This window comes from Streptomyces sp. URMC 129, assembly GCF_051386415.1.
Classification (GTDB): Bacteria; Actinomycetota; Actinomycetes; order Streptomycetales; family Streptomycetaceae; genus Streptomyces.
Genome location: NZ_JBPQTQ010000054.1, coordinates 1 through 12690, shown reverse-complemented (window position 1 = coordinate 12690; position 12690 = coordinate 1). Strand labels below are relative to the sequence as shown.

Genomic DNA, 12690 nt, shown 5'->3' with positions numbered 1-12690 from the left:
CCACAACACGCCCGCCCCGATAACGGCTCGCCGCCCGCCGCACCGAGGTGAGACGCTTGAGTGCGTATGTCTACCGACCCCTCCCCCGTATCAGCCCTGGCCGAGCGGCTGCCCGGGCTGATGGCGCGCGACCAGCGGCGGCTCGGCCGCCGCCTCGACGGAGCCCGCCGCATCCGCAAGCCGGCCGACCGGCGCACGGCGCTCGCCGCGATCGCCGAGGCGATCGACGCCGCCGAGCGCACCGTCGAGCGCCGGCGCGCCGCCGTGCCCGCGATCACCTATCCCGAGCAGCTGCCGGTCAGCCAGAAGAAGGACGAGATCCTCACCGCGATACGCGACCACCAAGTGGTGATCGTGGCCGGGGAGACGGGCTCGGGCAAGACCACGCAGCTGCCCAAGATCTGTCTGGAGCTGGGCCGCGGCGTGCGCGGCCTGATCGGCCACACCCAGCCCCGCCGGATCGCCGCCCGCACGGTCGCGCAGCGCGTCGCGGACGAGTTGCGCACGCCGCTGGGCGAGGCGGTCGGCTTCAAGGTGCGGTTCACCGACCAGGCGAGCGACAACACCCTCGTCAAGCTGATGACGGACGGCATCCTGCTGGCGGAGATCCAGCACGACCGCGAGCTGCGCGCCTACGACACGATCATCATCGACGAGGCCCACGAGCGCAGCCTCAACATCGACTTCCTGCTGGGCTATCTCGCCCAGCTCCTCCCCCGCCGCCCTGACCTCAAGGTCGTCATCACCTCCGCCACCATCGACCCCGAGCGCTTCGCCCGCCACTTCCGCGACGCCGAGGGCCGCCCCGCCCCGATCGTCGAGGTGTCCGGGCGGACGTACCCGGTCGAGGTGCGGTACCGGCCACTGCTGGAGGAGGACGGCGAGGCGCCCGACCGCGACCAGATCACCGCCATCTGCGACGCGGTGGACGAGCTCCAGGCCGAGGGCCCCGGCGACATCCTCGTCTTCCTCTCCGGTGAGCGGGAGATCCGGGACACGGCCGACGCGCTGGAGAAGCGGAACCTGCGCCACACCGAGGTGCTGCCGCTCTACGCGCGCCTGTCGCACGGCGAGCAGCAGCGCGTCTTCCAGCCGCACCCGGGCCGCCGGATCGTGCTGGCCACCAACGTCGCGGAGACGTCGCTGACCGTCCCCGGCATCAAGTACGTCATCGACCCCGGCACGGCCCGCGTCTCGCGGTACAGCCACCGCACCAAGGTGCAGCGGCTGCCGATCGAGCCGGTGTCGCAGGCCAGCGCGAACCAGCGCAAGGGCCGCTGCGGGCGCACCAGCGACGGCATCTGCGTCCGGCTGTACGCGGAGGATGACTTCCTCTCCCGGCCCGAGTTCACCGACGCCGAGATCCTGCGCACCAACCTGGCCTCCGTCATCCTCCAGATGAACGCGGCCGGGCTGGGCGAGATCGAGCGCTTCCCCTTCATCGACGCGCCCGACCACCGCTCCATCAAGGCGGGCGTGCAGTTGCTGGAGGAACTGGGCGCGCTCGACGGGCAGAAGCTGACGGCGCTGGGCCGCAAGCTCGCGCAGCTCCCCGTGGACCCGCGCCTGGCGCGGATGGTGCTGGAGGCGGACCGCAACGGCTGCGCCCGCGAGGTCATGGTGATCGCCGCCGCGCTGTCCATCCAGGACCCGCGCGAACGCCCGGCGGACAAGCAGCAGCAGGCCGACGCCAAGCACGCGCGGTTCCGCGAGGGGCCGGGCGAGGAGTCGGACTTCCTGGCGTTCCTGGCCCTGTGGAACTACGTGCGCGAGCGCCAGCGCGAGCTGTCCTCCTCGGCGTTCCGCCGGATGTGCAAGACGGAGTTCCTCAACTACCTGCGGATACGCGAGTGGCAGGACATCTTCGCGCAGCTCCGCACCGTGGGCCGGTCGTTGGGCATCGAGCCCGACGACGAGCGGCAGGACGCCGATCCGCGGCTGATCCATCAGTCGCTGCTGGCCGGGCTGTTGTCGCACATCGGCCTGAAGGACACCGAGAAGCACGAGTATCTCGGCGCCCGGGGCGCGAAGTTCGCCGTGTTCCCGGGCTCCGCGCTGTTCCGGAAGCCGCCGCGCTGGGTGATGTCGGCGGAGCTGGTGGAGACGTCCCGGCTGTGGGCGCGGATCAACGCGAAGATCGAGCCGGAGTGGATCGAGCCGCTGGCCGGCCATCTGGTGAAACGGACCTACAGCGAGCCGCACTGGGAGCAGAAGCAGGCCGCGGTCATGGCGTACGAGCGGGTGACGCTGTACGGCGTGCCGATCGTGGCGCAGCGCAAGGTCGCCTACGGGCGGATCGACCCGGAGACCTCCCGCGACCTTTTCATCCGCAACGCGCTGGTCGAGGGCGACTGGCGGACGCGGCACCAGTTCTTCCACGACAACCGGAAGTTGCTGGCCGAGGTCGAGGAGCTGGAGCACCGGGCCCGGCGCCGCGACATCCTGGTGGACGACGAGACGCTGTACGACTTCTACGACCAGCGCCTCCCGGCCGACATCGTGTCGGGCGCGCACTTCGACGCCTGGTGGAAGCAGAAGCGCCGCGAGGACCCCGACCTGCTCACCTTCGAGAAGTCGATGCTCATCAACGAGCGGGCGCGGGACGTCACCAAGACCGACTACCCCGACACCTGGCGGCAGGGCCGGCTCTCCTTCCCCGTCACCTACCAGTTCGAGCCGGGCGCGGACGCGGACGGCGTGACCGTGCACGTGCCGCTCCAGGTCCTCAACCAGGCGACGCCCGACGGCTTCGACTGGCAGATCCCGGGCCTGCGCGAGCAGTTGGTGACGGAGTTGATCCGTTCGCTGCCCAAGCCGCTGCGGCGGCACTGCGTTCCGGCGCCGAACTTCGCGCAGCGCTTCCTGCGCGAGACCCCCGAGCCGACCGGCGAGCCGCTGCGCACCGCCCTGGCGCGCGGGCTGACCCGGGCGACCGGGGTGCGGATCACGCCCGAGGACTTCGACGAGGAGCGGATCCCCGGCCATCTGCGGGTCACGTTCCGGGTGGTGGACGAACGCGGCCGGAAGCTGGGCGAGAACGCGGAGAGCAAGGATCTGGACGCCCTGAAGGTGCGGCTGCGGCCCCGGGCCAGGGCGGCCCTGGACCGGGCGTTCACGGCCGCCGCGGGCCGGGAGGACGGGCCCGCGCCGGAACAGCGCGCCGGCCTCACCTCCTGGACGGTCGGCACGCTGCCGCGCACGTTCGAGACGCGGCGCGGCGGGCAGCCGGTGAAGGCGTATCCGGCGCTGGTGGACGAGGGCGCGACGGTGGCGGTGCGGCTGTTCGACACGGAGGCCGAGCAGGAGCGCGCGATGCGGCGCGGCACGCGCCGGCTCGTGTTGCTCAACCTGCCGTCCGATCCGGCCAGGTTCGCGCTGCGGCAGCTCGACAACGCGGCCAAGCTGGCCCTGTCGAGCACCCCGCACGGGGGCGTACCGGCGCTGTTCGAGGACTGTGTGACGGCCGCGGCCGATCAGCTCATCGCGGCGCACGGCGGACCCGCGTGGGACGAGGAGGGCTTCACCAAGCTGTTCGACGCGGTCCGCGCGGACATCGTGGACCTGACGCTGCGGATCGTGCGGCAGGTGCGGGAGGTGCTGACCGCGTGGCAGGCGTGCGAGCGGCGGCTGGCCTCCCTGACCAGCCCGGTGCTGGCGCCGTCCCTGGCGGACGTCAGGGGGCAGTTGGACGCGCTCATCAAGCCGGGGTTCGTGACCGAGCACGGCGCGCGGCGGCTGCCGGATCTGCTGCGCTATCTGACGGCGGCCGACCGGCGGCTCCAGCAGTTGCCGCACCAGGCGGACCGGGACCGGGCCAGGATGGCGAAGGTCCACGAGATGCGCGACGAATACCTGTGGCTGCTGGAGCAGTTCCCGCCCGGCCGACCGGTGCCGGCACAGGTGGGCGAGATCCGCTGGATGATCGAGGAGTTGCGGGTGAGCTACTTCGCGCACGCGCTGGGCACGGCGTACCCGGTCTCCGACAAGCGGATCATCAAGGCCGTGGACGCCCTGGCGCCCCCGCGCTGAGCCCGCGCCGGGGCGATTGGCTACGCGCCCCTACGCTGCGGTAGAGTCGCGTGCGCACGCCAAGGTCCTGTGGAGCAGTTTGGAGTGCTCGCCACCCTGTCAAGGTGGAGGCCGCGGGTTCAAATCCCGTCAGGACCGCACGTCCCGCACGATCTCCGTCAGCCCGGATCCCCCACGAGGGGTCCGGGCTTTCTGTTTGGGTAGGCGAAGGGTGACGGCGGCACAGGAGGCCGACGGGGACGCGTTCTACCGCAAGATCATTATTACCATCAAGGCAAGTAGAGTGTGACGGGAGTCACTCAACTCGGTTGCGCGCTGAGCTCGTTCGACCCCGTAGAGACAACCGCCAATTTTATATGTGCAATTGCACCCTGTGTGCGTAACATCACCGAGACACAAGAAGATCGCGCCGGACCCGGCGGAGTCCGACGCGATCTGCAGCCAAGCGGCCCGGAGTGGGGGCTCCGGATGCCCGGTTCGTACGGGGTCGTGCTGTTCTGCTCAGGCCTCGCCGCGCTGCTGCGGGATGCCCGCGAGCAGCGCGCGCACCTCCGCTTCGCGGTAGCGGCGGTGCCCGCCGAGCGTGCGGATAGACGTGAGCTTGCCCGCCTTTGCCCAGCGTGTGACCGTTTTCGGGTCTACGCGGAACATCGTGGCAACCTCAGCCGGGGTCAGCAGCGGCTCGGCATCAGGGGTGCGAGCGGTCATGAGCGGCCTCCTCGGGAGAACCGAACCATCACGGTTCTTTCCTCTAAATTCTGCACCTTGACCCGCGTTGCCCGAAATGGCAGGCGCGGGTCGAGTCGGTTATAGGACGAACGGCTTGTCCTCGGCACTACAACTACACCATCCGTCCAGCCGGGTCGGCCAAACCGATGGAATTGCCCTCTCAGGTGTTCAACCTCGGCGGAAGCCGACTGGACTATGCCAGAACGGACAGTCACTCGCCCGTAACGATGCGTCACCGCACGATGACTCGCCATCGACCTTGCCGAGAAGGGGCCCCTCCGGACTCCTTGTCCTATTTTGACACGAGGAGACTACTTGAAGGCAAGAGTTCCTTACAGTGCCTTCCATCACGCTTGGGGCATAAGTCCCGGATCAGTTGGCGAACTGCCGCTCCCTGATCGTCATCCAGCGATCGGTGAGCTCCTCGTAGACCCGGCTCGCGCGTTCCAGGTCGCCCGCCGCGAGCGCCGCGAGCCCCTCGGTCACCTCGGCCGCCGAGTGATCGGCCGCGAGCTGGTCCTCGGAAATCGTATAGATCAGCCCCCCGTAGTCCAGTTCGACAAGTGACCGGGGGTGAAACTCCTCCAGCCACCGCCCCACATCGGTGAGCGCCTCGACCAGCGGCCCCTGCGGCATCGCCTCCCGGACCGTGCGCAGCCCGCGCGCCACCCGCCGCCGCGCCTGCACCATCGGCGTCCGGTACAGCAGCCCCGCCACCGTCGCGTCCCCCGGCCCGCCGTCCGCCGGCGCCTCCCCCGCCTTGCGGAAGATCCGCTCCTCGTCCGAGAAGAGCGCGAACCACCGCACCGGCACGTGCCACAGCGCCGAGCGGATCCAGGGCCGCGCGTCCGGGTTCCGCTCCCGCCAGCGCGCGTAGTCGGCCGCGGCCCGCCGCCGCACCCCCGGCGGCAGCGCCGCGTCCAGGACCGTGTCGGGCATCAGCCAGTGCCCCACCTCGCCCAGGGCCTGCCAGGAGCGCAGCCGGGTCCGCCACGGGCACACGCACACCACGCCGTCCACCATGGCCACGAAGGCGTCCGCGCTCTCCCGCGCCGGGGCCACCCGGGGCGGCATCGCCAGCAGCCCGGCCAGCGCGTGACCCACCTCGTCCTGGGCGGTGGGCAGCCGGTCGCGCCGGGCGTACTCGGCCCAGTACGAGCGCTCCGGCTCGGGAAAGGCCGCCAGCGGCTCGTAGACCCTGAGATACGCCGCGTAGGGAACCTTCGCCACGCCACCCTCCCTTGCTGCCCGGCGACCGTCGCCGACCTCACGATCGTGTCAGCGACCCCGTCCCGTGGCACCCCGCGGGCCGTGATCGCCGTAGTCTCATCTCATCAATGCCCTCCCCACCAACCGGGGGGCATCCGCCTCGACATACAGGAGTCACCACCGTGACTGACGTACGTCCCGCTGTCAGCGTCGACGGCCCCGCCGAGGCCGACCTGTTCGACACCCTGTTCCACTCGGACCAGGGCGGCCACGAGCAGGTCGTGCTGTTCCAGGACCGGCCGACGGGCCTGAAGGCCGTGATCGCCATTCACTCCACCGCCCTGGGCCCGGCCCTCGGCGGCACCCGCTTCCACGCCTACGCCGGAGCCGCCAGGCCCGAGGAGGCGGCCCTGCGCGACGCGCTCAACCTCGCCCGCGGCATGAGCTACAAGAACGCCCTCGCCGGCCTCCCGCACGGCGGCGGCAAGGCCGTGATCATCGGAGACCCCGAGCGGATCAAGACCGAGGAACTGCTGCTCGCCTACGGCCGCTGCGTCGCCGCCCTCGGCGGGCGCTACGTCACCGCGTGCGACGTGGGGACCTACGTACGGGACATGGACGTCGTCGCCCGCGCCTGCCGCTGGACCACCGGCCGCTCGCCCGAGCACGGGGGCGCCGGGGACTCGTCCGTGCTGACCGCCTTCGGCGTCTTCCAGGGCATGCGGGCCTGCGCCGCGCACCGCTGGGGCTCACCCGACCTGGCCGGCCGGACCGTGGGTGTGGCGGGCGTCGGCAAGGTCGGCCACCTGCTGGTCGACCACCTGGTCGAGGCGGGCGCCCGCGTGGTGATCACGGACGTCAGGCCGGACGCCGTCGAACGGGTGCTGGCCGTCCACCCGCGGGTCGCCGCCGTGGCCGGCACCGAGGAGCTGATCACCACCGAGGGGCTGGACGTCTACGCCCCCTGCGCGCTGGGCGGGGCGCTCGACGACCGCTCGGTGGCGCTGCTGACCGCGGGGGTGGTGTGCGGCGCCGCGAACAACCAGCTCGGCCACCCCGGCGTCGAGAAGGACCTCGCCGACCGGGGCATCCTCTACGCCCCCGACTACGTGGTGAACTCGGGCGGCGTCATCCAGGTCGCGGAGGAGCTGAACGGTTTCGACTTCGCGACCGCGAAGGCAAAGGCGGCCTGCATTTACGACACGACGCGGGAGATTTTCGAGCGCGCCGACACCGAGGGAGTGCCGCCGGCGGTCGCCGCCGACCGGATCGCCGAGCACCGGATGGCGCACGCCGGGGGCCGCTGAACGCGCGTTTACGTAAGACATGTCACCCCCTGCGGGCGAGTCGCGCCTCGAAAGAAGGTAAAATCGCCGCTGACCAGCAAAGAGAGGTCCATCGGGCATCGTGTGAGCGGCCCGGTCCCGCGGACGGCGTACCGCGGGCCCGGATAAGCAGGTACGGTTGAAGGCCGATGGATCGGGCTCTCGACCGAGGGCTCGCTCTCGATCATGAACGGATGTCAACACTCCGGGGCCGTCGCGCCCCGTCGTTGAGGGGGTCGAGCCAATGGGGCGCGGCCGGGCCAAGGCCAAGCAGACTAAGGTCGCCCGCCAGCTGAAGTACAACAGCGGCAGGACGGACCTTTCTCGCCTGGCCGAAGAGCTGGGTGCATCGTCGACGCCGGAGCCGCCGCCGAACGGCGAGCGGTTCGAGGACGACGACGAGCTGGACGACGACCTGTACGCACGGTACGCGGAGATGTACAACGAGGAGGACGACGACGAGGACGAGTCCTCGCCCGACGCCGCCTCGAAACGGCGCCGTGCCTGACACGCATCTGGCGAACAACACAACCGACCAGTCGCACCCGACCCGGTCCGGCGACCGCCGGACCGGGTTCAGTGCGTTCACCCGGGCGGCGGGCCCGGAGCCGCGCGGATGAGGCGGACGAGCCGGGTCGTCGGCCTTCCTCCTGTGCGCGGGCCGGCTCAGGCGTAGTCGCCGGTCAGGGTGGCCCCGACCGGGGGAAGGGCGTCCGTCGCGCCGGTGACCTCGCCCGCCACCCAGGCCGGGACGTCCCGGTCCCGAAGGGTGGCCAGGGCGGTGTCCACCGCCGGCGGCGGGACCACGGCGACCATGCCGACCCCCATGTTCAGCGTCTTCTCCAGCTCGCCGCGCGCCACCCCGCCCAGCTCGCCGACCAGTCCGAAGACCGGCGGCGGGGTCCATGTCGCGCGGTCGATCCGGGCGTGCAGGCCGTCCGGGATCACCCGGGCGAGATTGGCGGCCAGGCCGCCGCCCGTCACATGCGCGAACGCGTGCACCTCCGTCGCGCGGGTCAGCGCCAGGCAGTCCAGGGAGTAGATCCGGGTGGGCCGCAGCAACTCCTCGCCCAGCGTGCCGCCCAGCTCCGGGACCTCCCGGTCCAGCGCCCAGCCGGCCCGGTCGAAGAACACGTGCCGGACCAGTGAGTACCCGTTCGAGTGAAGGCCGGAGGCGGCCATCGCGATCACCGCGTCACCCGCCCGGATCCGGTCGGCGCCCAGCAGCTCGTCCGCCTCGACCACGCCCGTGCCGGCGCCCGCCACGTCGAACTCGTCCGGGCCCAGCAGCCCCGGGTGCTCGGCCGTCTCGCCGCCCACCAGGGCGCAGCCCGCCAGCACGCAGCCCTCCGCGATGCCCTTGACGATCGCGGAGACCCGCTCCGGGTGGACCTTGCCGACGCAGATGTAGTCCGTCATGAACAGCGGCTCGGCCCCGCACACCACCAAGTCGTCCACGACCATGGCGACCAGGTCGTGGCCAATGGTGTCGTGCACCCCCATCCGCTGGGCGATGGCGACCTTGGTGCCGACGCCGTCGGTGGCCGAGGCGAGGAGCGGGCGGCGGTATCCCTTCAGCGCCGAGGCGTCGAAGAGTCCCGCGAAGCCGCCGAGCGCGCCCACGCTCTCCGGCCGCTGGGCCTTGCGGACCCACTCCTTCATCAGCTCGACGGCGGTCTCGCCCGCCTCGATGTCGACACCCGCCGCCGCATAGCTGGCTCCGGGCACGTTCTTGGTCATCGGGTCTCTCTCGTGCTCGTGGAAGAACGCGTGCGCGCTCTACGGACGGCGCAGCGCGTCGGCGGCGCCGGGGTGGCCGGTGAGCAGCGGCAGGGGCGCGCGCTCGCCCTGCGCGGGCTGCGGCGGCTGCTGCGACGACTGCTGCTGTGGCTGCGGCGACTGCTGCTCCAGCACGTCCTTGCCGAGCACCGCCGGGTCGGGCAGCTCCATCGGGTACGAGCCGTCGAAGCAGGCCCGGCACAGATCGGGCTTGGCGATCGTGGTGGCCTCGACCATCCCGTCCAGCGAGATGTAGGCCAGCGAGTCCGCGCCCAGCGACGTGCCGATCTCCTCGACCGACAGGCCGTTGGCGATCAGCTCGGCGCGGGTGGCGAAGTCGATGCCGAAGAAGCACGGCCACTTGATCGGCGGCGAGCTGATCCGGATGTGCACCTCGGCCGCCCCGGCCTCGCGCAGCATGCGGACCAGCGCCCGCTGGGTGTTGCCCCGGACGATGGAATCGTCCACGACGACCAGCCGCTTGCCGCGGATCACTTCCTTCAGGGGGTTCAGCTTCAGCCGGATGCCGAGCTGCCGGATGGTCTGGCTCGGCTGGATGAACGTCCGGCCCACGTACGCGTTCTTCACCAGGCCGGAGCCGTAGGGAATGCCGCTGGCCTCCGCGTACCCGATGGCGGCCGGGGTGCCCGACTCGGGGGTCGGTATCACCAGATCGGCGTCGGCCGGCGCCTCGGCCGCGAGCCGGCGGCCCATCTCCACCCGCGAGAGGTAGACGTTGCGGCCCGCGATGTCCGTGTCGGGCCGGGCCAGGTAGACGTACTCGAAGACACAGCCGCGCGGCTTCGCTTCCGCGAACCGTGTGGAACGCAAACCGCGCTCGTCCACCGCGATCATCTCGCCGGGCTCGATCTCCCGCACCACGGAGGCGCCGACGATGTCCAGCGCCGCAGTCTCGGAGGCGACGACCCAGCCGCGCTCCAGCCGGCCGAGGACCAGCGGGCGGATGCCCTGCGGGTCGCGGGCGGCGTAGAGCGTCTGCTCGTCCATGAAGACGAAGCTGAACGCCCCGCGCACCCGCGGCAGCACCTTCGGCGCGGCCTCCTCGACGGTCAGGGGCGCGCCCTCCTCGTCCGTCTGCCCGGCGAGCAGCGCGGTGACCAGGTCGGTGTCGTTGGTGGCGGCGACGCGGTGGCGCGGGGACCGGCCGCCGGGCAGGGCGGCGACGAGCCCGGCCAGCTCCGCGGTGTTCACCAGGTTCCCGTTGTGGGCCAGCGCGACGGAGCCGTGTCCGGTGGCCCGGAAGGTCGGCTGGGCGTTCTCCCAGGTGGAGGCGCCGGTCGTGGAGTAGCGGGCGTGACCCACGGCGATGTGCCCCTGGAGGGCGCCGAGGGAGGTTTCGTCGAAGACCTGGGAGACCAGGCCCATGTCCTTGAAGACCAGGATCTTGGAGCCGTCGCTGACGGCGATGCCCGCGGACTCCTGTCCCCGGTGCTGTAGTGCGTAGAGTCCGAAGAACGAGAGCTTGGCGACCTCTTCGCCCGGAGCCCAGACTCCGAAGACGCCGCAGGCGTCCCTCGGGCCCTTCTCGCCGGGGTCCAGGTCGTGGTTGAGAAAACCGTCACCACGTGGCACGTGCACGAGTCTAGGCCAGGTCCGGGGGGCACCGAGAACCCCGCGGTGGTGAGACATGCCCCATAGCGACGGCGTGCGATCAGCCGAGCACGGGCAGTTCCGCGGCGAGGGCCGCGGCCCGTTCGCCGCTGGCCCGCAGCCGGCCGGTGGCGGTGACCGCGTGCCACGTGGTGCGACCGGTGGCCAGCCGCACCCAGGTGACGGGGTCGGTCTCCACGACGTTCGGCGGCGTTCCCCTGGTGTGCCGGGGCCCCGGCAGGCACTGGACGGCGGCGAACGGCGGGATCCGCACCTCGGTCGAGGCGCCCGGCGCCTTGGCGGCCAGCGCGTCGGCCAGCACCCGGACCGTGCACGCGAGGGCCTGCCGGTCCAGCCGGACGGCGACGCCGGTGGCCCGCGTGAGGTCGTCGCTGTGCACCACCAGCTCCACGATCCGGGTCACCGAGAAGTCCAGGGCGCGCATCGGCCCGAAGGGGAGCGGGATCAGGACGTCCTCGCGGAGGGCCGTCTCCAGCACCGCCTCCATCTCCTCCGCCGCCGCGTCGATGGCGGCCACCTGGTCCGGCCGCGCCTCGGCGTCCCGGCGGGTGGCCCGGTCCAGGTCGTCCGCGATCCCGGCGGTGGAGACGGCCCAGCGGTCGAGGTCGATCGCGGGCCGGGTGGCGGCGGGCGCGGGCTCGGCGAGGAGGCGGGGCAGGGCGTCGATCTGGCGGGCGATGTGGGCCAGCAGCGTGTGCACGGTCCAGCCGGGCAGCCCCGACGGCTTCGCCTGCTGCTCTGCGGTCAGTCCGTGCGCGGCCAGCCGTACGAACTCGGCCTGGGCGAGCAGCGCGTCGCGGACCCGATCGGGGTGGTAGGCACGGGGTTTGCCTCGGACTGCGGACATACGACGGAGCTTACGACGAACGCCACCGCGCGGAAGATGCCACGGGCATACCGAGCGGGCCGGGCGGAACCGCGCGTTCCGCGGGACAAGCCCGGCTGAATCGGCTCGGCCGCGGCGGGTACTCCGTCGGCATGACTGGAATCCGACTACGCAGCACGGCTTTCACCGATCAGGCACCGATCCCCGACCGCTACGCCAAGGACGGCGAGAACGTCTCGCCGCCGCTGAACTGGTCGCGGCCCCCGCCCGGCACCGAGGAGCTGGTCCTGCTCTGCGAGGACCCGGACGCCCCGTCCGGCACGTTCCTGCACTGGCTGGTCACCGGCATCGACCCGGAGACCGAGGGCGTGGCCGACGGCGCGCCGCCGCCGGGCGGCACCCCGCACACCAACGGCTTCGGCGACCGGGGCTGGGACGGCCCCAGGCCCCCGGTGGGCGATCCGGCGCACCGCTACTTCTTCCGCCTCTACGCGCTCCCCGAGCACGTCGAACTGCCCGAGCGCGCCTCGGCGGCGGACGTGCACCGGAGCCTTGACCGCCGGAGCCTGGCCAGCGGCACGCTCGTGGGCCTGCATCAGCGATGAGGAGGTAACCGGTATGGCTTCCACCGACGTCGGCGAGATCCTGCGCGCGGTGAAGAACGTCGACTTCCCGGCCGGCAAGGACGAGCTGATCGAGGAGGCGAAGCGGGCCGGCGCCCCCGAGCCCGCCGTGAAGGCGCTGCGCGGCATCCCGCGCGAGCAGTACCGCAGTCGCGCCGACGTGGCCCGCTCCGTGCGGGTGCCCGCGGACTCCGACCTGGGCCACAGCCCGGCACAGCGGGCCGAGCAGGCGCGCAAGCGCGGCAAGCAGGGGCAGGCCGAGCAGTTGCGCGACGTGCCCAAGCCGCCGATCCAGGAAGAGCTCGACCGCGACAGGGAGGCGTGACATGGTGCGCAAGAAGATGGAGGGCGACGAGGACCAGCGGCGCACGTGGGCGCGCGAGGCCGAGCGGGTGGGCGAGCGGCCCAGCGGCCGGGGCACCACCACCGGCGCGTCGAAGCAGCGGACCCATGTGTCCCACCAGGGGCAGGCCGAGCAGTTGCGCGACGTGCCCAAGCCGCCGATCCAGGAAGAGCTCGACCGCGACAGGGAGGCGTG

Annotated in this window: 10 protein-coding genes, 1 tRNA gene and 1 pseudogene; 7 read left to right on the top strand and 5 right to left on the bottom strand. The window is 71.9% G+C overall.

Annotated elements, in window-relative coordinates:
• The first annotated feature begins 66 nt into the window (after nt 1–66).
• Entirely contained in the window at nt 67–4029 is a 3963-nt protein-coding gene (gene hrpA, locus ACSNOC_RS13565) for an ATP-dependent RNA helicase HrpA (protein WP_436747642.1), read from the top strand.
• Between the two features lie 63 nt (nt 4030–4092).
• Nucleotides 4093–4167, top strand: a tRNA-Asp gene (locus ACSNOC_RS13560).
• 363 nt (nt 4168–4530) lie between these two features.
• On the opposite strand, the gene bldC is transcribed toward ACSNOC_RS13560, so the two are convergent.
• Nucleotides 4531–4737, bottom strand: a complete 207-nt coding sequence (gene bldC / locus ACSNOC_RS13555; protein WP_019431930.1) for a developmental transcriptional regulator BldC — start codon at nt 4735–4737, stop codon at nt 4531–4533.
• Nucleotides 4738–5130: 393 nt separating this feature from the next.
• Nucleotides 5131–5988 carry a hypothetical protein gene (locus ACSNOC_RS13550; RefSeq protein ID WP_436747641.1) on the bottom strand — a complete coding sequence of 286 codons (858 nt, stop codon included), beginning with the start codon at nt 5986–5988 and terminating at the stop codon, nt 5131–5133.
• Nucleotides 5989–6149: 161 nt separating this feature from the next.
• On the opposite strand from ACSNOC_RS13550, the gene ACSNOC_RS13545 reads away from it, so the two are divergent.
• On the top strand, nt 6150–7274 hold the full coding sequence (locus ACSNOC_RS13545; RefSeq protein ID WP_436747640.1) for a Leu/Phe/Val dehydrogenase: 1125 nt from the start codon (nt 6150–6152) through the stop codon (nt 7272–7274).
• 262 nt (nt 7275–7536) lie between these two features.
• The gene (locus ACSNOC_RS13540) at nt 7537–7800 is read left to right on the top strand and encodes a DUF3073 domain-containing protein (RefSeq protein WP_436747639.1); all 264 of its coding nucleotides are present in this window, start codon (nt 7537–7539) and stop codon (nt 7798–7800) included.
• Nucleotides 7801–7958: 158 nt separating this feature from the next.
• On the opposite strand, the gene purM is transcribed toward ACSNOC_RS13540, so the two are convergent.
• The 3 genes from purM to ACSNOC_RS13525 all read right to left on the bottom strand — a co-directional run bounded on the left by purM (nt 7959) and on the right by ACSNOC_RS13525 (nt 11550).
• A complete protein-coding gene (gene purM / locus ACSNOC_RS13535; RefSeq protein ID WP_436747638.1) occupies nt 7959–9032 on the bottom strand; it encodes a phosphoribosylformylglycinamidine cyclo-ligase in 1074 nt (357 codons plus the stop codon).
• 39 nt (nt 9033–9071) lie between these two features.
• Nucleotides 9072–10664, bottom strand: a complete 1593-nt coding sequence (gene purF, locus ACSNOC_RS13530; protein WP_436747637.1) for an amidophosphoribosyltransferase — start codon at nt 10662–10664, stop codon at nt 9072–9074.
• 79 nt (nt 10665–10743) lie between these two features.
• Nucleotides 10744–11550, bottom strand: a complete 807-nt coding sequence (locus ACSNOC_RS13525) for a sterol carrier family protein (protein WP_436747636.1) — start codon at nt 11548–11550, stop codon at nt 10744–10746.
• 131 nt (nt 11551–11681) lie between these two features.
• Here ACSNOC_RS13525 and ACSNOC_RS13520 point away from each other — a divergent pair, with 131 nt between their 5' ends.
• The 3 genes and pseudogenes from ACSNOC_RS13520 to ACSNOC_RS13510 form a co-directional block, all read left to right on the top strand.
• Nucleotides 11682–12134 (top strand): YbhB/YbcL family Raf kinase inhibitor-like protein, encoded by a 453-nt coding sequence (locus ACSNOC_RS13520; protein WP_436747635.1) that lies wholly within the window; start codon nt 11682–11684, stop codon nt 12132–12134.
• Nucleotides 12135–12147: 13 nt separating this feature from the next.
• On the top strand, nt 12148–12477 hold the full coding sequence (locus ACSNOC_RS13515) for a DUF2795 domain-containing protein (RefSeq protein WP_436747634.1): 330 nt from the start codon (nt 12148–12150) through the stop codon (nt 12475–12477).
• A gap of 1 nt (nt 12478) precedes the next feature.
• A pseudogene (locus ACSNOC_RS13510) lies at nt 12479–12690 on the top strand (hypothetical protein); the annotation flags it as partial.

Bases quoted from the DNA above. Each gene is read 5' to 3' on its own strand.
- ACSNOC_RS13540 (WP_436747639.1), top strand. From the start codon at position 7,537: ATGGGGCGCGGCCGGGCCAAGGCCAAGCAGACTAAGGTCGCCCGCCAG.
- hrpA (WP_436747642.1), top strand. From the start codon at position 67: ATGTCTACCGACCCCTCCCCCGTATCAGCCCTGGCCGAGCGGCTGCCC.
- ACSNOC_RS13525 (WP_436747636.1), bottom strand. From the start codon at position 11,550: ATGTCCGCAGTCCGAGGCAAACCCCGTGCCTACCACCCCGATCGGGTC.
- bldC (WP_019431930.1), bottom strand. From the start codon at position 4,737: ATGACCGCTCGCACCCCTGATGCCGAGCCGCTGCTGACCCCGGCTGAG.
- ACSNOC_RS13520 (WP_436747635.1), top strand. From the start codon at position 11,682: ATGACTGGAATCCGACTACGCAGCACGGCTTTCACCGATCAGGCACCG.
- ACSNOC_RS13515 (WP_436747634.1), top strand. From the start codon at position 12,148: ATGGCTTCCACCGACGTCGGCGAGATCCTGCGCGCGGTGAAGAACGTC.
- purM (WP_436747638.1), bottom strand. From the start codon at position 9,032: ATGACCAAGAACGTGCCCGGAGCCAGCTATGCGGCGGCGGGTGTCGAC.